Source organism: Simplicispira sp. (assembly GCF_028687295.1).
GTDB lineage: Bacteria > Pseudomonadota > Gammaproteobacteria > Burkholderiales > Burkholderiaceae_C > Simplicispira > Simplicispira metamorpha.
Genome location: NZ_JAQUAL010000058.1, coordinates 1 through 18,589, shown reverse-complemented (window position 1 = coordinate 18,589; position 18,589 = coordinate 1). Strand labels below are relative to the sequence as shown.

Here is an 18,589-nt window from a genome sequence, read left to right as displayed (position 1 = left end):
CGGGTAGAGCAGCTCACATAAATGGCGCCGGTGATGTGGCGCTGGGGTGGTACCGCCAACGCCTGCTCGGGCGCAGTGCTGCCCAGCAAAAAGGGCTCCAGCACATCGGGAGAAAGCTCTTCACGGACTTCTGCACAGATGCGGGTTAGGTCAGCATGCGCAGCTGCCGCACGGCACTGGCAAAACGCCAGCCACATGCCGGGCTCGATGGATTCGGCCAGTGCCACGCCGTGGCGGGCACCATCCAACCCCAGGATGTGGCGCACGCGCGTGTCGGGGCCGAAGTGGCCTGTGCGCGCACAGGTGCCAGGCTCTTCGCCCGCGTCCATGAGCCCTGCCAGGGTGGCGCGCACACGCTCGACAGCGATCTGCGGGTCGCCTTCAAGCGAAACGTCCAGCGTGCGCAGCAACACATCCAGGGCGGGCTCACCGTCCAGTGCCAGCACCACATTGTCTTGCGCAGCGGTGATGCGCTGCACCGGCCCCACTGGCTGGCAGCCTTGGGTGATGCGCGATAGCCAGTGCACGCCAGGCCCCCAGGCCACGCCCGACAGGCCACCGAGGAACACCCCACCGGCTGCGCCATGACCCGCCAGGTTGCCGCTGCCCCCCACAGCAAACTGCACGCTGGCGCCACGGCTGGCGGCCAGGCCACCAAATACGTAGCCGCTGGTGGTGCGCTCGGCCATTTCGGCGACCAGGCCGGTAACGTCGGGGGTGTTGCCATCCGCATGCACCAGGGCGGTGTGCGCCACAAAACGCCCTTCGCCCACACGCGGCAGTGGCGCCACGCCCGAGAAGACGCGGTACTGGTCGCAGGGAATATCCAGCAGCATCACCGCCAGGGCGGGCTCATCAAAGTATTGGGCATTGCTGGCACACACCCCTATGCCAACGGTGCCGCTCCAGTCAGTCACCTCCGGCAACTCGGCGCTGAGAAAATCCAGCAGCGCCTGTGCCTCGCTGGCGTAGTGGTCGGTGATGTAGAGCAGGCCCAGCGTGGGCGCATGGGCGTAGCCGGGCAGCGCCATCTGCGCGCGCAACTGTGCCAGCACCAAGGCGGCAGCCATGCGCCACTGCGGATGTGTGGCATGGCCGGTGGGGCACCGTTTCATGGGATGCCTGGCCGTGTTGTCAAGCACTGCGCTGGCAACAAATGCCTTTAACGCGCAGATTTGGTGGCAGGGCGGCGCACTGCTTTCTTGGCCGCAGGAGCCGCCGCCGGGGTTGCGGCTGATTTGCGCGCTACGGGCTTGGGGGGTGAAGTAGTGTCTTTGGCTGCCGTGGTAGCCTTGGCTGCTGTAGTTTTGCGTACAGGTGCAGGGGCCGTCGTGGCTGCACTGGCCGCACGGCGCGTAGCTTCTTGCACACTTTGTACGCCCTTGGTGGCGATGTCGGTGGCCGTCTTGAAAGCCTCTTTCGCCAGATCGGTGGCCATGTGGCGGGTGGTATCCAGCGCGCCTTGCTTAGCCGCTTCGGTCAGGGCAGTGGAGGCGATTTGCTGAAACTGCTGGGTGAGTGCACCCCACCACTGCATGGGATCAACCACACTGGCCGGGGCTTCGGCGGTGTCCTTGGCGGCGGCTTGCGGGGCTGCAGGTGCAGCACTTTCAGGGGCCATTTTTTCGGCCGCACGGGCCGCAGCGTCACCCATGGCATGGGCAGCACCAGCAAGGGTTTCACCCGCTTTGTGTACGCTGTCCATGACAGCATCTGTGGTCTTGAGTTTGAAAGCGTTGGCCACATCACCCATGCTGAAGTTCATACCCTTGAGCGTTGCCAATGTCATTTTTTGCACTTCCAGCGCCTGGATAGTGGCAGCCAGCGCGCGCGAGTTTTGCTCCAGCCAAAACTGCACGGCTTTCAACTCGGTGACACGCTTGTCCAACTCTTCGACACTGAGGGTCGGTGCCACCCAACTCGACAGGCTGGGCATGTGCGGCAGCCCCCCTGAAGTGCCTTTGGTGAGGTTTTGCAGGAAGTCAAAGCCCGGCACGAATTTGCCGAAACCGAAAGGGGATGTGTCGCTCATGGCCGCTCCGCTGGTGTAGTTATCAAAGGTGCTAACAGCTTACTCCAATGCCGGAGGGCAGTGGTTACTGCTCAGTGCTGATGGGCAGGTGCGTGGGCTGCGGGCACGGCGCGGGTAGCCACCGGCACTTGTACTTGCTGCCGGAACTCAAAGCCCTTGGCATCCTGGAACACCAGGGTCAGTGGCACACTGCTACCCGGGGTCAGCGGTGCTTTCAAGTCCATCAACATGACGTGATAGCCCCCAGGCTTGAGCTCTACGGTCTGACCAGCGGGCAACGCCAATGCGGGAACGGCGCGCATTTTCATCACATCGCCCTCCATCTTCATTTCGTGCAGCTCAGTGACACCCGCAGCGGGCGAGTCGGTACCCACCAAACGCAGGCTCTGGCGGGCGGTAATACGCATAAAGGCGCCGGTAGCTTTTTGACCTGCCACACTGGCACGCGCCCAAGAGCCATCGATCGCCACGGCAATGGAAGTGGTGTTCTGGGCAATGGTGGCAGCCGTGGTAAGAGGCACCTGTGCGGCAACACCACCTGCCCACCCGGCAACCGCAAAAAATACTGCGGCGATCAAACATTGCAATGTCATAGAACTCTCTCTGATTCTTGAGGCAGAAAAAATGTGGCGAAACGCACAGGCGAAAAAAAACCCGCATTACTGCGGGTTTTTTGTTTGTTTGGTTGCGCGAGAAGGATTTGAACCTCCGACCTTTGGGTTATGAGCCCAACGAGCTACCAGACTGCTCCATCGCGCGCTTTAATTATAACCTGATTTTATGCTGCTGCACCAGAATTATTTTCTTCGGTAACAACAGCACCGCGATCCACCAGTTCGACCAATGCCATGGGCGCGTTGTCGCCAACACGGAAACCCATCTTCAGAATACGGGTATAACCACCAGGACGCGCATTAAAACGGGGACCCAGATCATTGAACAACTTGGTCACGCTGTCCCGGTCACGCAGGCGGTCAAAGGCCAGGCGGCGATTTGCCACAGTGTCCACCTTGGCCAAGGTGATCATGGGCTCAATCACGCGACGCAATTCTTTGGATTTTGGCAGAGTAGTCTTGATGACTTCGTGCTCAATCAACGAGTTCATCATGTTGCGCAGCATCGCGAGGCGGTGCGATGTAGTGCGATTGAGTTTGCGAAGGCCGTGTCCGTGACGCATGGTGCTTTTCCTTTTATGTTGTTTAATCAGGCAGCCGTACAAGGTACTGCCCTGGCACTGCCCCTGCGAGGGGGCGAAAAATTATAACTTACCGCTTGTCCAAACCTGCTGGCGGCCAGTTTTCAAGCTTCATTCCCAACGTCAAACCACGTGACGCCAAGACTTCCTTGATTTCATTGAGCGACTTGCGACCCAAATTCGGCGTCTTGAGCAACTCATTCTCTGTGCGCTGAATCAGGTCGCCAATATAGTAAATATTTTCTGCCTTGAGGCAATTTGCAGAACGCACAGTGAGTTCAAGCTCGTCCACAGGGCGCAGCAAAATCGGATCAAAATTCGTATTGCCACGAACGTTACCCGCAGGCTCACCCATGCCAGGCAAGTCACCGCCTTCAAGCTGTGCAAAAACAGCCAACTGCTCTACCAAAATACGTGCAGATTTACGCACAGCATCTTCTGCGGCAATAGCACCGTTGGTTTCAATTTCCACCACCAACTTGTCGAGGTCAGTGCGTTGCTCGACACGTGCGCTCTCTACGGTGTAGCTAACGCGCTTGACCGGAGAAAAAGAGGCATCGAGAACGATGCGGCCAATCGACTTGGTGGACTCATCTGCGTAACGACGCATGTTGCCCGGAACATAGCCACGGCCTTTTTCAACCTTGATCTGCATGTCTAGCTTGCCACCCTGAGACAGATGGGCGATGACATGGTCAGGATTGATGATTTCAACGTCATGCGGCGTCTGGATATCACGCGCAGTCACCACACCCTCGCCATCTTTTCTCAAACTCAGTGTGACTTCATCGCGGTTGTGCAGCATGAAAACGACACCTTTGAGGTTCAGAAGAATGTTCACCACATCTTCCTGAACACCATCAATGGAGGAGTACTCGTGCAATACACCAGCAATCGTCACTTCCGTCGCTGCGTAACCCACCATGGACGAGAGCAAGACACGCCGGATAGCGTTGCCCAGCGTGTGACCGTAACCACGTTCGAATGGCTCCAGCACGACTTTGGCACGATTGTGACCAAGCTGCTCGACATTGATCGTCTTGGGTTTCAGCAAATTTGTTTGCATGCAGACTTCCTCTCAATACCCCCAGCTCGTTACACCGGTAAGGCTGGTGAAGCACCTGTACCGCGATGCCTCGCGGTACAGGAACAGTTTTATCAAAGATGCAGCGGATAACTTAGCGCGAGTACAACTCAACGATCAGCGATTCGTTGATATCAGCACCAAACTCATCACGATCAGGCACCTTCTTGAAGACACCTTCAGCCTTCTCGGCATTCACATCCACCCACGCGGGCATACCAACTTGTTGCGCCAATTGCAAGGCTTCGACAATACGGTTTTGCTTCTTGGATTTTTCACGCACGGCCACCACGTCACCAACTTTGACCAAGTAGGAAGGAATGTTGACGGAAACACCGTTGACCACGATCGCTTTGTGCGAAACGATCTGGCGCGCTTCAGCACGTGTAGAAGCAAAGCCCATGCGATACACCACGTTGTCCAGACGGCACTCCAGCAGGGACATCAGGTTGGCACCGGTATTGCCTTTACGGCGATCAGCGGCTTCAAAATAGCGACGGAATTGCTTTTCCAGCACACCGTACATACGCTTGACTTTCTGCTTTTCACGCAGTTGCAGACCGTAGTCCGAGGTGCGGGCACCCGAAGTGCGACCGTGCTGACCGGGCTTGGAGTCAAATTTGGCCTTGTCCGCAATAGAACGACGGGCGCTCTTGAGGAACAGGTCGGTGCCTTCACGGCGGGAGAGTTTGGCTTTGGGGCCGAGGTAACGTGCCACGTGAACTTCCTTTTATGTCATCTACCGCAAATACATTGCGGGAGCCGCCTGGAGCGCTGGTGCGTTCGCAGGCGGCGGTGGGCTTCAAAATTACTTAGATACGGCGGCGCTTTTGTGGGCGGCAGCCGTTGTGTGGAACCGGCGTCACGTCAGCGATGGACGTGATGCGGATGCCCAGAGCGCCTAGTGCGCGCACCGAAGACTCACGACCAGGGCCGGGACCCTTGATCTCGACGTCCAGGTTTTTGATGCCTTGTTCGATGGCAGCGCGGCCAGCCATTTCAGAAGCGACTTGGGCTGCAAAAGGCGTCGATTTGCGCGATCCCTTGAAGCCCTGGCCACCCGAAGAGGCCCAAGACAGAGCGTTGCCTTGGCGATCAGTGATCGTGATGATGGTGTTGTTGAACGAGGCATGCACGTGGGCGATGCCGTCTGAAACGTTCTTGCGAACTTTTTTACGAACGCGCTGGGCTGCGTTGTTGGAAGGAGATTTAGCCATGTTGATCTTTCAATCTCTTTATTTTTTCAGTGCTGCTGCACCCTTGCGCGGACCCTTGCGAGTGCGGGCATTGGTGCGCGTGCGCTGACCACGCATAGGCAGACCACGGCGGTGGCGGAAACCACGGTAGCAGCCAATGTCCATCAAGCGCTTGATGTTCATCGTGGTTTCACGACGCAGATCACCTTCAATAGTGAACTGTGCGATTTGATCGCGAATCTTCTCAAGATCGCCATCCGTCAGATCCTTGATCTTCTTGGAATAAGCGATTTCGCAAGCTTCGCAAATCTTGCGTGCGCGCGTGCGACCGATGCCATAAATGGCTGTCAAGCCAATTTCAGCATGCTGATGTGGCGGAATATTGATACCAGCGATACGTGCCATATGCGTCCTCTATACTTTCCTAATCAACCCTGACGCTGCTTGTGACGCATGTCAGTGCAGATCACACGCACCACACCCTTGCGGCGGATGATCTTGCAATTACGGCAGATTTTTTTGACCGAAGCAGAAACTCTCATTTCACTCTCCTAAAACTTTTTTGCGCTTAACCCAAGGCACTCGAGACCAAAGGCTCCCACAGCACACTGTGGGACGTTGATTGATATTGACCTAGGCTTAGTACGACAGCTTACGCCGACACGTTTGCAGATCTTCGGCACCCTTAACTGGCAGCACCGGATTTGAAGTTGGCTTTTTTCAGTAGCGATTCATACTGCTGCGACATCAGGTAATTTTGCACTTGGGCCATAAAGTCCATGGTTACTACCACAATGATCAGCAACGACGTCCCACCAAAATAGAAAGGAACGTTGTATTTCAGAATCAAGAACTCCGGCAGCAAACACACAAAAGTGATGTAAACAGCACCTGCAAGCGTCAATCGAACCAGAATTTTATCGATATACCGTGCCGTTTGTTCACCTGGCCTGATGCCTGGGATGAAAGCTCCACTCTTTTTCAGATTATCTGCAGTCTCTCGACTATTAAAAACCAGTGCAGTGTAGAAGAAGCAAAAGAACACGATAGCAGTGGCGTAGAACATCACATAGATAGGCTGACCAGGAGTCAGAGCACCAGAGATGTCTTTCAACCAACGCATCGACTCACCCGCGCTGAACCAATTCACAATAGTTGCAGGCAGCAAAATGATCGAAGAAGCAAAAATGGGAGGAATAACACCTGCCATGTTCAACTTCAAAGGCAGATGCGAGGACTGGCCTCCATACACCTTGTTTCCTACCTGCCGACGAGCGTAGTTCACCAAAATCTTGCGCTGACCACGCTCGACGAACACCACAAAATAAGTGACAAATGCCACCAAAATCACGATGAAGATGGCTGCAATGATGCTCATCGCACCAGTGCGAACCAATTCCAGCAAACCGCCAATGGAGCTGGGCAAACCAGCAGCGATACCAGCGAAAATCAGAATGGAAATACCGTTGCCCAGCCCACGCTCGGTGATTTGCTCGCCCAACCACATCAGGAACATGGTGCCTGCAGTCAGGCTGACCACTGCCGTAAGACGGAATCCAAACCCAGGCTCAAGTACCAGACCTACAGAACTCTCCAGTGCCACCGCGATACCCAGAGACTGGAAAATTGCCAGACCCAAAGTGCCGTAGCGGGTGTACTGGGTGATTTTGCGCCGACCTGCTTCGCCTTCTTTTTTCATCTGCTCGAAGGCGGGCACTGCGTACGTCATCAGCTGCATGATGATCGATGCCGAGATGTACGGCATGATTCCCAGTGCAAAGACAGTAAAACGCGACAGTGCACCACCCGAGAACATGTTGAACAGGTTCAGAATGCCGCCTTGCTGGCCACTGAACAGCTGCTTCAGCTGGGCTGGATCGATACCAGGAACGGGAATATGTGCCCCAATCCGATAAACGACCAGCGCCAACAAGAGAAAAACCAGCCGACGACGCAAATCGCCAAACTTTCCGGTTTTTACCATTGGAGCTGTGCTAGTGGCCACGGCTTTTTTCCTTCAAGAGTAGACTCAGGCCACGCTGCCGCCAGCGGCTTCGATAGCAGCCTTGGCACCAGCAGTGACGCTGACACCGCTGAGCTTGACGGCAGTAGCCAGCGCACCGGTGTTGATCACCTTGACAGCACGTGTCAAGTCGTTGATCAGACCAGCTTGCTTGAGCACCAGAACGTCCACTTCAGCCAGACCCAGACGAGCGATATCTGTCAGGGTCACTTCTGCGTTGAAGCGCAAAGTCATGGACTTGAAACCACGTTTGGGCAAACGGCGTTGCAAAGGCATTTGACCGCCTTCGAAACCGACCTTGTGGTAACCGCCCGAACGCGACTTTTGACCCTTGTGACCACGACCAGCTGTCTTGCCGAGACCGGAGCCGATACCACGGCCCACGCGGCGCTTGGCGTGCTTGGCACCGTCTGCGGGCTTGATGTTATTGAGTTCCATCATCAACCTTTCAGACGATTTTGACCAGATAACTGATCTTGTTGATCATGCCGCGCACTTCAGGTGTGTCTTGCAGTTCGCTGACACTGTTGAGTTTGCGCAGACCCAGACCACGCACAGTAGCGCGGTGCGATTCTTTCGTGCCAATCGGGCTGCGAACCAGCTGGATTTTCACGGTTTGTTGTGTAGACATTGTCAAAGCTCCTGTCAGACGAAGAGGTCTTCGACCGACTTGCCGCGCTTGGCTGCCACTGCACCAGGGGTGGTGGAGTTGGTCAGCGCGTCAAAGGTGGCACGAACCATGTTGTAAGGGTTGGACGAACCATGACTCTTGGCCACGATATCGGTGATGCCCAACACTTCAAACACAGCGCGCATGGGACCGCCAGCAATCACGCCGGTACCCTTGGGAGCCGGAGCCATCATGACGGAAGCGGCACCGTGGTGACCCATCACCTGATGGTGGATGGTGCCGTTTTTCAGCGAGACCTTGACCATGTTGCGACGGGCTTCTTCCATGGCTTTTTGCACCGCTGCCGGTACTTCCTTGGATTTGCCCTTGCCCATGCCCACACGGCCATCGCCGTCACCGACCACGGTCAGCGCAGCAAAGCCGAGGATGCGACCACCCTTAACAACTTTGGTGACGCGGTTGACCGCAATCATCTTCTCGCGCATTCCGTCGTCGCGGCCTTCGTCTTGCACTCGGGGTTGAAATTTAGCCATTTTGTATTCCGTTCCGCTTAGAACTGCAAACCTGCTTCACGGGCTGCGTCGGCCAGGGCCTTGACGCGACCGTGGTAGGCAAAGCCTGCGCGATCAAATGCAACTTTTTCGACGCCCGCTGCTTTGGCTTTTTCAGCAATGCGCTTGCCAATGACTTGCGCTGCTGCAGTGTTGCCACCCTTGCCAGAGCCACCCAGTGCAGTGCGCACTTCGGCTTCGGCAGTGGAGGCGCTGGCCAGCACCTTGGTGCCGTCGCCGGAAACCACGGTAGCGTAAATATGGAGGTTCGTACGATTCACCGACAGACGGGCAATACCTTGCTGGGCAATGCGGATGCGGGTCTGACGGGCACGACGAAGACGCTGCTCTTTCTTGGTCAACATGTTGCAGCTCCTTATTTCTTCTTGGTCTCTTTGATCGTGACTTTTTCGTCCGCATAGCGGATGCCCTTGCCTTTATAAGGCTCGGGAGGACGAACAGCACGGATCTCAGCGGCAATCTGACCTACACGCTGGCGGTCGGCACCCTTGACCACGATTTCAGTCGGGGTAGGGGTAGCCACCGTGATACCTGCGGGCATGTCAAAGTTGACGGGATGGGAATAACCCACAGCCAGGTTCAACTTGTTGCCAGTAGCTTGGGCTTTGTAGCCCACGCCAATCAGCGTCAGTTTTTTCTCGAAACCTTTGCTGACACCGACCACCATGTTGTTGACCAACTGGCGAATGGTGCCGCTCATGGCATTGGCTTCGCGGGAATCATTGGCAGGCTCAAAAGAGAGCTTGCCGTCGTTGCTGGTCACAGTAACCAGCAGGTTTTGCGCCACAGACAAGGCTCCACCAGCGCCCTTGACGCTGATTTGCTCGCCTTGGATCGACACATCCACACCAGCGGGGATGGTGACCGGCATTTTTGCTACACGGGACATTTCAGTTTCTCCTCAATGTCACGGCTTAAGCCACGTAGCAAAGCACTTCGCCACCGACACCGGTAGCACGCGCTTTGCGGTCGGTCATCACGCCCTTGGGGGTGGTGACAATAGCCACGCCGAGACCATTCATGACCTGTGGGATGGCATCACGGCCCTTGTACACGCGCAAGCCGGGACGGCTGACACGTTCGATACGCTCAATGACCGGACGGCCAGCGTAGTACTTCAGGGTGATTTGGAGTTCGGATTTGCCGGCTTCGCTCTTGACCTCGAAACCGTCAATGTAGCCCTCGTCCTTCAGCACTTGGGTGATGGCGATCTTCACTTTGGAAGAAGGCACGCTCACAGTGGCCTTGGAAACCATTTGGGCATTGCGGATGCGGGTCAGCAAGTCAGCGATGGGATCACTCATGCTCATGTTGTATCTCTCCTGCCTGCTTACCAGCTGGCCTTGGTGACACCGGGGATGTCGCCTGCGAAAGCCAGTTCACGGATCTTGGCGCGGGCCAAGCCGAATTGACGGAAAGTACCGCGGGGACGACCGGTGATTTCGCAACGGTTGCGTTGGCGCGTGGGATTAGCGTTGCGTGGGAGCTTTTGCAGGCCCAGGCGGGCTGCATCGCGCTCTTCATCGCTGCGCTTGGCGTCGGATGCGACGGCCTTCAGTTCTGCGTACTTTGCTGCGTACTTGGCAGCCAGTTTTTCGCGCTTGAGCTCGCGCTGGATCAAAGCTTGTTTTGCCATACGCTGCCTCAGTTCTTGAAGGGGAAACGGAAACCGGTGAGCAGTGCTTTGCACTCCTCATCGGACTTGGCCGTTGTAGTGATGCTGATATTGAGACCGCGCAGGGCGTCGACCTTGTCGTACTCAATTTCAGGGAAGATGATTTGCTCTTTGACGCCGATGTTGTAGTTGCCACGGCCATCGAACGCACGACCGGAGATACCCCGGAAGTCACGTACGCGGGGCAGTGCCACGGTAACAAAGCGATCCAAGAATTCGTACATCTGCACACCGCGCAGGGTGACCATGCAACCAATGGCTTGGCCTTCGCGGATCTTGAAACCGGCGATAGCTTTTTTAGCCTTGGTGACAACAGGCTTTTGACCAGCAATCTTGGTCAGATCAGCCACTGCGTTGTCCATGACTTTCTTGTCAGCGACGGCTTCGCTCACACCCATATTGAGTGTGATCTTGGTCAGGCGCGGCACCTGCATGGGCGAGGTATAGCCGAACTGCTTCATCAGTTCGGGAGCGAGCTTTTCGCGGTAGATTTTTTGGAGTCGTGCCATGTTTTACCCCTTAGGCCGTCTTGATTTCAGCGCCGCTGGACTTGAACACGCGAACGTGCTTGCCGTCTGCTTGCAGCTTGATGCCAACGCGATCAGCCTTGCCAGTGGCGGCATTGAAAATAGCCACATTGGACTGGTGGATAGGCATGGCCTTCTCAAGAATGCCGCCAGTCGTACCCTTCATGGGGTTTGGCTTGACATGCTTCTTGACCAGGTTGATGCCATCTACCACCAGGTAGGAGTCATCTTTGCGCAGCGACACTGTGCCGCGCTTGCCTTTGTCGCGCCCTGCGAGCACGACGACTTCGTCGCCCTTGCGAATCTTGTTCATCGCGCCGTCCTTAGAGAACTTCAGGAGCCAGGGACACGATCTTCATGAACTTCTCGGTACGCAGTTCACGCGTCACGGGTCCGAAGATGCGGGTGCCGATGGGCTCCAGCTTTGCATTGAGCAACACTGCTGCGTTGCCATCGAATTTGACGAGCGAGCCATCAGCACGGCGAATACCCTTGGCCGTACGAACCACCACAGCGCTGTAAACCTCGCCTTTTTTGACGCGGCCACGCGGAGCGGCTTCCTTGATGCTCACCTTGATGATGTCGCCAACGCTTGCATAGCGACGCTTCGAACCACCCAGCACTTTGATGCACAGGACGGACTTGGCGCCGGTATTGTCGGCAACGTCTAACCGGGTTTCTGTCTGGATCATTTCAATATTCCCAACTTGCACCAACAAGGTCAAACAGCCCCAGAGAAACTCTCAAGCGCTGCAACCAGCCAGTCAGTCTTGGGCCCGTCGTCCGCACTGCAAACCATTTGCGGTGCTTCTTGTTGGGCAGAAACTTCGCTTTTTGACAGCGAAGCCCGCGATTGTTTCAAATAAAGCACCGCATGTCAAGCAATAACGCCTTTCGTTTTCCATGGCGCGTATGCACCACAGGCGGCTACCATCGCCTGCTCTTGTGCCTATTTCTTTTGCCGATCTTTTGCCATGACCGCCACATCTACCGCACCCGAACACTCCAACGCCCTGCCTGCCCTGGCCTTTATTGGCGGCGGCAACATGGCCAGCGCCATCATTGGTGGCCTGATCCGCCAAGGTGTACCGCCCACGCAGATCGAAGTGGTCGAGCCGTGGGCCGAGGCACGCGCTGCCCTGTTGCAGCAGTTTGGTATTACCGCGCAGGAGCAGGCGGGCGCACAGTTGCAACGCGCAGGCCTGGTGGTGTGGGCAGTGAAGCCACAAACTTTTCAGGAAGCTGCATTGCAGACACGCGCCCACACCGCCCAGGCGCTGCACCTGAGCGTGGCCGCCGGCATACGCAGCAGCAGCATTGCGCAGTGGTTGAACAGTGAAAGCGTGGTGCGTGCCATGCCCAACACGCCCGCACTGATTGGCCAGGGCATGACGGCGCTGTACGCCCGTCCGGCTGTCAGCAGCGGCCAGCGCGCGCTGGTCGAGCAAGTCATCGCCCCCACGGGCCAGCAGATGTGGGTGCAGGACGAGACACAGCTTGATGCCGTGACCGCGCTGTCAGGCTCGGGCCCGGCGTATGTTTTCTACTTTCTCGAAGCAATGGTGCAGGCGGGCACCGAGATGGGCTTGTCACCCGAGCAGGCGCACCAGCTGGCCGTGGGCACCTTCGTGGGGGCCTCCGAACTGGCGCGCCGCTCTGACGAAGCACCCGCCGTGCTGCGCCAGCGCGTGACCTCCAAAGGCGGAACGACCTACGCGGCACTGCAATCGCTGGAGCAAGACGGTGTGGCAGACAAGTTCATCCATGCCCTGCATGCCGCTGAGCGCCGCGCGCGCGAGCTGGGCGATGAGTTTGGCCGGTAAATTAAGGGCAAGAATAGGCCCTATCCCTTATAGGAAGGGCGCAAGCAGCTATCAAAAAAAGAAGCATTTTTCGCCCCACTGCGTTGCGTTGCCACGCCAGCTGCGCCCAGTCCAGGCGCGCAAGCGCTACCAGCGCACCAGCCCCAGAGCGATGCCGACAAACACGGTAAACCCGAGCCAGTGGTTGACGCGAAACGCCCGAAAGCATCCCTCGCGCGTGCGTGTGCGGATCAGCCACCAGTGCCACGCTACCTGCGCCAATGCCACCGCAATCGCTACATAAAAAATAGCACCCAGCGCAAGCGGGGCAAGGGCTACAGCCCAAAAACCTAAAAACAGCAGGTAAAACAGCACAATCGCTGCCACGTCCAGGCGCCCCAGCGTGATGGCCGAGGTTTTCATGCCGATCAGCAAGTCGTCATCGCGGTCCACCATGGCATATTCGGTGTCGTAGGCCAGCACCCAGAACAGGTTGCCCAGCCACAACAGCCACGCCATGGCAGGCGCACTGCCCTGCACGGCGGCAAAGGCGATCACGATGCCGAAGTTGAAGGCCACGCCCAGCACGGCCTGCGGCATGGCAAAAAACCGCTTGGTGAACGGGTACAGCACCGTCACCAGCAGCGCGGGCACCGACCATGCCACGGCCACCCAGTTCGTGGTCAGCACCAGCGCCAAAGCCACCAGCGCCAGGACAGCCCCCACCACCAGCGCCTCGGGCACCGACACCTGGCCTGAGGTGATGGGACGCTGCGCCGTGCGCTTGACGTGGCGGTCGAAGTGGCGGTCGGCCACATCGTTGATGCAGCAGCCGGCACTGCGCATCAGGATGGTGCCCAGCACAAACACCGCCAGCAGGTGCCAACCTGGAAAACCACCAGCGGCCAGCCACAGCGCGCTCAGCGTGGGCCAAATCAGCACCAGCCAACCCGCCGGGCGGTTCCAGCGGATCAGGTCAAGGTAGAGGGAAAAACGGCTGCGCGGGGGGGTGGACATGCAGATAAGCGGGCAAGCGCACGGTGGTGGGCCACACCGGCCACGGCGCCTGCGGCGGTAGAAACGGAGCCGCGTTTATACGCCATGGCGGTGGCAGCAGCCGGCCCCGGCGCCTTGTCCGCACCGCTCATGCTGCGCGCTGCTGCTGTGGGTGGACGGTAATCACCTCCCACTTGGGGCACTCGTAGAACGCAATCTGTGCCTGCGTGGCGGGATAGCGGCCACAGGGAAAGTAGTTCCACAACGCCGACCCGTAAATGCCGCACAGCCCTGTGGCCGCCACGTGCATCGGGCAACTGATTTGCGTGCAGCAGCGCGCGCAGCTGCCACAGGAGCGCACACCATGCGACCAGTCAGGCTGCACGCGCACCAGGCGCAAGTCCGGGCCGCTGCGCGGCGCATCCCACCAGTCGCGCCACTGCATGAAGCTGGTCATGCTGCGGTAATCGCTTTGAAAGGCAATGCGCCCCAAAAATGCCCATACTTGCAGCGTGCCCGGCACAAATTGGCGGTGGTGGCGCCAAAAGCGCGCGTCGCCAAAACACACCCCCGAATACAACGGTGCCAGCACATAAGCCCCCAGCCCCAACGTGGCCAGGGCCCACACCCCCATCAGCGCAATGCCCACGCGCGCAGCAAACCAACCCAGGGCCTGGCACACGCCAGCCACCCCGGGTTTGCGACCCTTCAACTCCACAGTGTCCATAGTCCCAATACCCCAGCCCAGTTACCCAATAAAAAATGCGACACCGACACCCCCAGCAGGTTGCGGTGCAGTGCAAACAACCCACCCCAGAGCAAGCCGCTGAAAAGACTGACCAACGCCAGCGGCACCCCGAAACTCCAGTGCCACAGCGCAAAAAGCAGCGCCGCAAGTACCACCGCACCCCAACGGGCAATCGGCCCTGGCCACGGCAGCAAACGTTCCAAAGCGCTTTGCAACATGCCGCGCGCCATCAGCTCTTGCAACGGCACCACCAGCGCATAGGTGGCATACGTCCAGTCCAACCGGGACCAATCCAGCCCCAGAGGCACAGAGGCAGACAGAGCGGTATGCGTGGTCAGCAGATACAGGCAGGCCATCAACGGCAACGTCCACACCAAAGCCACCGCCAGCGATCGCCTGGCACCGCACCAATGCAGCCCGATGTCAGCAGCCCCCAGCCCCAGACGAGCCACCCAGCGCAACAAGACCAGCAAAGTGAACAGCTCCAGCAGCCGCGCCAGCACAAACCGCCAGGGCAAACCGTCTATGGCCTCGCTGACAGCCCACCACTGCGGCGGCAACGTATCCAGCAACCACCACAGCAGCAGTACGGTTACCAACAGTTCAAACGCAACGGCCATGCGCGGCAATGCCGTACCGGCCTGCGTGGCGGCACCTGAATGGGTCATCGTGAGCAGCTCCCTCCCGCAGCCTGTCCGACAGCCCTTGCCCGGAACCAGAGCACACCGGTGTGGGCGCATGTTAGGCAGCGCCCACCACGTCGTCCATACGCCAAAACGACTACGGCGACACCAGCACGGCCACCGCACGCACCCCCAGTGGGAAGCGGAACAACCCGCCCCAACCCGCTAGGTCACGCGGGCAGCGACAGCACGGGCTTCTGGTCTGTAGGAGCGCCGCCGGGGCCTACGCAACTGCTGCCGCTGCACCGCGCAAAAAGCCCACCACCTCGGGCGGTGCGCCCCAGCGCGCGGCCAGCGCGCTGGCCTGGGCCACATCGCGCGCTGTGCCCAGCTGCGTTTGCCACTGCTGGGCCACGTCGTGTTGGCGCTGCAAACGCCGGGGCAGCAGGGGCGACAGGGCTTGCGTGCTGTAACGCAGCCGCTTGGAGAGAATGCGCACGCGGTGCAGGCCTTCGGCATCGGGGCTGGCTGCGCCAGGCAGGTGCTTGGCGTCTGCCCAGGTGCGCTCCAGGCGATGGAGCAGCCGCTGCACCCGCCGACGCAGCCAGCGCACGGCAGGCCGCTTGCCCCCGCAGGCCACCACGGCGGGCGCCAGGGCAGCAGTCTCCAGCGACTCCAGCCACTGCGACAACTCCAGCAGCGCGGCCCCCACCGCGGGCTGGGCCAGGGTCTGGCGCACGGCGGTGCGCTGTTGCTGGGCGGCGTCCAGCAGCGCCGTTTCCAGCGCCAGCCATGCCGGGGCACGGCTGGCATCGCCCGCGACGTAGCGCTCAGTCCAGAGCGGCAGTGTCTGCGTGGCCGCCACATCCACATCGCGCAACGCGCCCAAACTGTCCAGCAACGGCTGCAACGCAGGCAGTGCGGGGCACGGCATACCGGGCAGGGCTGGGCGCAACAAGCGCCACAGGCTGCGAAAACGCCGCCAGCCCACGCGCGCTTGGTGTACCAGCTCAGGCCCATCGGCACCCAGCAACGTGTGCAAGTTGGCGGTGAACTGTTGCAGCGCCTCGCCCAGCAGGCTGCGCGCCATGGTCTGCAAGGACGCGTCGCGCGATAGCACCGGTGGCTGCGCCTGCACGGCCATCGGCGTGTCCGCCTGCCCCAGGGCGTAGCCGCGCTGCGCTTTGCTGGCCGCCAGCGGCAGCACGGCCACGGTGCGGGCAATGCGCCGGGCCAGCGAGAACAAGGCCCCTGGTGGCCCGGCCACCAATTCCAGCTCCAGCTCGCACAGCGGAGCGCTGCGGTGGCCGGCGGTGATGGTGCCCACGTCCAGCGCCACTTCGATCTCGCTGCCATCGCGCGCTGTGACGCGCCAGACCGTGCGCTCAAAGTCGGTCACAAAACAGGGGGCCAACGCCGGGGCCAGCGTGCCATCGGGGTCCATGCCAGGCCAGGGACTGTCGTGCAGCAACTCCAGTGCCAGGGCCGGGCCAGGCACGGGCATTTCCCACTCGCCGCGCTGGCTCAGCGCCGAATCGCTGCGGCCTGCGGTTTTCAGGGTTTGCAGCCACTGCAGCGGCTGCTCTGACCCCACCCGGCGCAGGCGCAGGGCCACGCGCTGGCGGCGCAGCTGCTGGTCGGGCGTGTCGTAGTACACGCTGTACACCTGCTGGCGCACCGCTTTGCGCCGGGCCAGTGCGGGCACGCGCGCCAATTGCGCCGCCAGCGCATCGGGTGAGACGCCCTGGGCGCCGGGCAAGGCCAGCTTGATTTCAGTTTCGGTCGCGCCAGCCGGAGCGGCGGTACGCTGGCGTTTTTTGGCTGGGCGCTGGCCGGGCTGCACCAGCGGCTGCCCCAAGGTGCGTGCCATAGCGTGCGCGGCCTCAGTCTTCGAGCAAAGAGCGCAGCATCCAGGCCGTCTGCTCATGCACGGTGAGGCGCTGGGTCAGCAAATCAGCGGTGGGCTGGTCGTTGGCCTTGTCGGCCACGGGAAACAGCTCGCGCGCGGTGCGGGCCACGGCCTCGTGGCCTTCCACCAGGATGCGCACCATGTCGGTGGCCTTGGGTGGCTTGGCCGGTGCATCCGGCAGGCTGGTGAGCTTGCCAAACTCGGCATACGAGCCCGGCGCCACATGGCCCAATGAGCGGATGCGCTCGGCCACGGGGTCAACTGCGTTCCACAGCTCGGTGTACTGCACCATGAACATGGTGTGCAGGGTGTTGAACATGGGCCCGGTCACGTTCCAGTGGAAGTTGTGCGTGGTCAGGTACAGCGTGTAGGTGTCGGCCAGCAGGTGCGACAGACCCTGGGCAATGGCAGCACGGTCTTTGTCGCCAATGCCGATGTGGATACCGGGGACGGTGGTCTTGGAAGCTTTGGCCATGGTTTTCTCCTGGGATGGTGGGTGAAAAAAGCCGCCTACAGGCGCACAAGCACTGTAGCGCAATCGTGTTTCAGGACAGGCGGGCAACGCCCGGCAGTTCGCAGGCGTAAATGGCATTGCGCAGGGCGGCAATCGCTTCATAGCGTGTGAAACTGCGCCGCCAGGCCAGCACCACACGGCGCATGGGCGGGGCGGCGCTGGCATCGCTCTCGCACACCGGCAGGTAGCGGATATAGGTTTCGTCGCTTTTGCGCCGGCGCGAAGTAATTTGCAGCGCCGTGCGCGGCACCGCCAGGCGTGGCACCAGCGTCACGCCCATACCGGCGGCCACCATGTGCTTGATGGTTTCCAGCGACGAGCCTTCAAAGCTTTTGCGTATGCCCTCAGCGTTGCTGGAAAAACGCGCGAACTCGGGGCAGACCTCCAGCACATGGTCACGAAAACAGTGGCCAGCCCCCAGCAGGAGCATGGTCTCGTTCTTGAGCTGCTGCGCCGTCACCGACTTTTGCCCTGCCAGCGGATGGTTGCTGGGCACGGCGGCCAGAAAAGGCTCGTCGTACAACGGCGCCATGGCCAGGCCGGTATCGGGAAAGGGCTCGGCCAGGATGGCACAGTCGATCTCCCCCGTGCGCAGCATCTCCAGCAGCCGGGCGGTGAAGTTCTCTTGCAGCATCAGCGGCATTTGCGGCGTGCGCTCTATGCAGTGGCGCACCAGTTCTGGCAGCAGATAGGGGCCGATGGTGTAGATCACCCCCAAGGTCAGTGCGCCTGCCAGCGGGTCTTTGCCGCGCTTGGCAATCTCCTTGATGGCCGCAGCCTGCTCCAGCACGCTTTGCGCCTGGCGCACGATGTCTTCACCCAGTGGTGTCACCGAGACTTCGCCCACGCTGCGCTCAAATAATTTCACGTCCAGCTCTTCTTCCAGCTTCTTGACGGCCACCGACAGCGTAGGCTGCGATACATAGCAGGCATCGGCGGCCTTGCCAAAGTGCTTTTCACGGGCCACGGCGACGATGTATTTGAGTTCAGTGAGGGTCATGGGGGTGGCAGTGTAAAGAAGCGGGCCACAGCGCTATACCATCTGCTTCTGTCTTCCAGGGA

General features: G+C 59.6%; 27 protein-coding genes and 1 tRNA gene. 1 reads left to right on the top strand and 27 read right to left on the bottom strand.

The annotated features are described in order from the left end of the window. The 21 genes from PHX69_RS08455 to rplN form a co-directional block, all read right to left on the bottom strand. On the bottom strand, window positions 1–1,115 hold a 1,115-nt coding region (locus PHX69_RS08455; RefSeq protein WP_288043292.1), incomplete at its 3' end, for an FIST signal transduction protein. Between the two features lie 47 nt (window positions 1,116–1,162). Further along, window positions 1,163–2,032 carry a PhaM family polyhydroxyalkanoate granule multifunctional regulatory protein gene (locus PHX69_RS08450; RefSeq protein ID WP_288043291.1) on the bottom strand — a complete coding sequence of 290 codons (870 nt, stop codon included), beginning with the start codon at window positions 2,030–2,032 and terminating at the stop codon, window positions 1,163–1,165. A 71-nt stretch (window positions 2,033–2,103) separates the two neighbouring features. After that, a complete protein-coding gene (locus PHX69_RS08445; protein ID WP_288043290.1) occupies window positions 2,104–2,625 on the bottom strand; it encodes a copper chaperone PCu(A)C in 522 nt (173 codons plus the stop codon). Window positions 2,626–2,714: 89 nt separating this feature from the next. Further along, window positions 2,715–2,791: transfer RNA gene (locus PHX69_RS08440), tRNA-Met, on the bottom strand. 19 nt (window positions 2,792–2,810) lie between these two features. Then, window positions 2,811–3,209: a 50S ribosomal protein L17 gene (rplQ, locus tag PHX69_RS08435; RefSeq protein WP_119012358.1), complete on the bottom strand. Its 399-nt coding sequence runs from the start codon at window positions 3,207–3,209 to the stop codon at window positions 2,811–2,813. Between the two features lie 88 nt (window positions 3,210–3,297). After that, a complete protein-coding gene (locus tag PHX69_RS08430) occupies window positions 3,298–4,293 on the bottom strand; it encodes a DNA-directed RNA polymerase subunit alpha (protein ID WP_119012359.1) in 996 nt (331 codons plus the stop codon). Between the two features lie 112 nt (window positions 4,294–4,405). Then, entirely contained in the window at window positions 4,406–5,029 is a 624-nt protein-coding gene (gene rpsD, locus PHX69_RS08425; protein WP_119012360.1) for a 30S ribosomal protein S4, read from the bottom strand. Between the two features lie 94 nt (window positions 5,030–5,123). Next, window positions 5,124–5,528 carry a 30S ribosomal protein S11 gene (gene rpsK / locus PHX69_RS08420; protein WP_119012361.1) on the bottom strand — a complete coding sequence of 135 codons (405 nt, stop codon included), beginning with the start codon at window positions 5,526–5,528 and terminating at the stop codon, window positions 5,124–5,126. Between the two features lie 18 nt (window positions 5,529–5,546). Beyond that, window positions 5,547–5,912 carry a 30S ribosomal protein S13 gene (gene rpsM, locus PHX69_RS08415; RefSeq protein WP_119012362.1) on the bottom strand — a complete coding sequence of 122 codons (366 nt, stop codon included), beginning with the start codon at window positions 5,910–5,912 and terminating at the stop codon, window positions 5,547–5,549. A gap of 23 nt (window positions 5,913–5,935) precedes the next feature. Continuing rightward, window positions 5,936–6,049, bottom strand: a complete 114-nt coding sequence (gene rpmJ / locus PHX69_RS08410; protein ID WP_011793797.1) for a 50S ribosomal protein L36 — start codon at window positions 6,047–6,049, stop codon at window positions 5,936–5,938. Window positions 6,050–6,192: 143 nt separating this feature from the next. Continuing rightward, the gene (gene secY / locus PHX69_RS08405; RefSeq protein WP_119012363.1) at window positions 6,193–7,512 is read right to left on the bottom strand and encodes a preprotein translocase subunit SecY; all 1,320 of its coding nucleotides are present in this window, start codon (window positions 7,510–7,512) and stop codon (window positions 6,193–6,195) included. Between the two features lie 24 nt (window positions 7,513–7,536). Continuing rightward, window positions 7,537–7,968, bottom strand: a complete 432-nt coding sequence (gene rplO / locus PHX69_RS08400; RefSeq protein ID WP_119012446.1) for a 50S ribosomal protein L15 — start codon at window positions 7,966–7,968, stop codon at window positions 7,537–7,539. Window positions 7,969–7,978: 10 nt separating this feature from the next. Then, the gene (gene rpmD, locus PHX69_RS08395; protein WP_091457148.1) at window positions 7,979–8,161 is read right to left on the bottom strand and encodes a 50S ribosomal protein L30; all 183 of its coding nucleotides are present in this window, start codon (window positions 8,159–8,161) and stop codon (window positions 7,979–7,981) included. A gap of 14 nt (window positions 8,162–8,175) precedes the next feature. Further along, a complete protein-coding gene (gene rpsE, locus PHX69_RS08390; protein ID WP_119012364.1) occupies window positions 8,176–8,694 on the bottom strand; it encodes a 30S ribosomal protein S5 in 519 nt (172 codons plus the stop codon). A 17-nt stretch (window positions 8,695–8,711) separates the two neighbouring features. Beyond that, window positions 8,712–9,077: a 50S ribosomal protein L18 gene (gene rplR, locus PHX69_RS08385; RefSeq protein WP_119012365.1), complete on the bottom strand. Its 366-nt coding sequence runs from the start codon at window positions 9,075–9,077 to the stop codon at window positions 8,712–8,714. 11 nt (window positions 9,078–9,088) lie between these two features. Beyond that, window positions 9,089–9,622, bottom strand: coding sequence for a 50S ribosomal protein L6 (gene rplF / locus PHX69_RS08380; protein ID WP_119012366.1), 534 nt, complete (start codon window positions 9,620–9,622; stop codon window positions 9,089–9,091). 25 nt (window positions 9,623–9,647) lie between these two features. Next, window positions 9,648–10,043, bottom strand: coding sequence for a 30S ribosomal protein S8 (gene rpsH, locus PHX69_RS08375; protein ID WP_119012367.1), 396 nt, complete (start codon window positions 10,041–10,043; stop codon window positions 9,648–9,650). Window positions 10,044–10,063: 20 nt separating this feature from the next. Continuing rightward, the gene (rpsN, locus tag PHX69_RS08370; protein WP_119012368.1) at window positions 10,064–10,369 is read right to left on the bottom strand and encodes a 30S ribosomal protein S14; all 306 of its coding nucleotides are present in this window, start codon (window positions 10,367–10,369) and stop codon (window positions 10,064–10,066) included. Window positions 10,370–10,377: 8 nt separating this feature from the next. Next, complete coding sequence (gene rplE / locus PHX69_RS08365; protein ID WP_091457165.1) at window positions 10,378–10,917, bottom strand: 50S ribosomal protein L5; 540 nt, start codon at window positions 10,915–10,917, stop codon at window positions 10,378–10,380. Between the two features lie 10 nt (window positions 10,918–10,927). After that, complete coding sequence (gene rplX, locus PHX69_RS08360) at window positions 10,928–11,248, bottom strand: 50S ribosomal protein L24 (RefSeq protein WP_119012369.1); 321 nt, start codon at window positions 11,246–11,248, stop codon at window positions 10,928–10,930. A gap of 10 nt (window positions 11,249–11,258) precedes the next feature. Then, the gene (gene rplN, locus PHX69_RS08355; RefSeq protein WP_119012370.1) at window positions 11,259–11,627 is read right to left on the bottom strand and encodes a 50S ribosomal protein L14; all 369 of its coding nucleotides are present in this window, start codon (window positions 11,625–11,627) and stop codon (window positions 11,259–11,261) included. Window positions 11,628–11,909: 282 nt separating this feature from the next. Here rplN and proC point away from each other — a divergent pair, with 282 nt between their 5' ends. Continuing rightward, on the top strand, window positions 11,910–12,758 hold the full coding sequence (gene proC, locus PHX69_RS08350) for a pyrroline-5-carboxylate reductase (protein ID WP_288043281.1): 849 nt from the start codon (window positions 11,910–11,912) through the stop codon (window positions 12,756–12,758). A 126-nt stretch (window positions 12,759–12,884) separates the two neighbouring features. On the opposite strand, the gene ubiA is transcribed toward proC, so the two are convergent. From ubiA to PHX69_RS08320, 6 genes are all read right to left on the bottom strand, one after another. Then, window positions 12,885–13,754 carry a 4-hydroxybenzoate octaprenyltransferase gene (gene ubiA, locus PHX69_RS08345; protein ID WP_288043280.1) on the bottom strand — a complete coding sequence of 290 codons (870 nt, stop codon included), beginning with the start codon at window positions 13,752–13,754 and terminating at the stop codon, window positions 12,885–12,887. Between the two features lie 127 nt (window positions 13,755–13,881). Further along, a complete protein-coding gene (locus PHX69_RS08340) occupies window positions 13,882–14,451 on the bottom strand; it encodes a hypothetical protein (protein WP_288043279.1) in 570 nt (189 codons plus the stop codon). Next, window positions 14,442–15,149: a CPBP family intramembrane glutamic endopeptidase gene (locus PHX69_RS08335; protein ID WP_288043278.1), complete on the bottom strand. Its 708-nt coding sequence runs from the start codon at window positions 15,147–15,149 to the stop codon at window positions 14,442–14,444. Before PHX69_RS08335 ends, PHX69_RS08340 begins: the two co-directional genes overlap by 10 nt. 238 nt (window positions 15,150–15,387) lie before the next feature. After that, entirely contained in the window at window positions 15,388–16,974 is a 1,587-nt protein-coding gene (locus PHX69_RS08330) for a CYTH and CHAD domain-containing protein (protein WP_288043277.1), read from the bottom strand. A 13-nt stretch (window positions 16,975–16,987) separates the two neighbouring features. After that, a complete protein-coding gene (locus PHX69_RS08325) occupies window positions 16,988–17,488 on the bottom strand; it encodes a Dps family protein (protein ID WP_119012376.1) in 501 nt (166 codons plus the stop codon). 70 nt (window positions 17,489–17,558) lie between these two features. Beyond that, window positions 17,559–18,527 (bottom strand): hydrogen peroxide-inducible genes activator, encoded by a 969-nt coding sequence (locus PHX69_RS08320; RefSeq protein ID WP_288043276.1) that lies wholly within the window; start codon window positions 18,525–18,527, stop codon window positions 17,559–17,561. Window positions 18,528–18,589 lie beyond the last annotated feature (62 nt).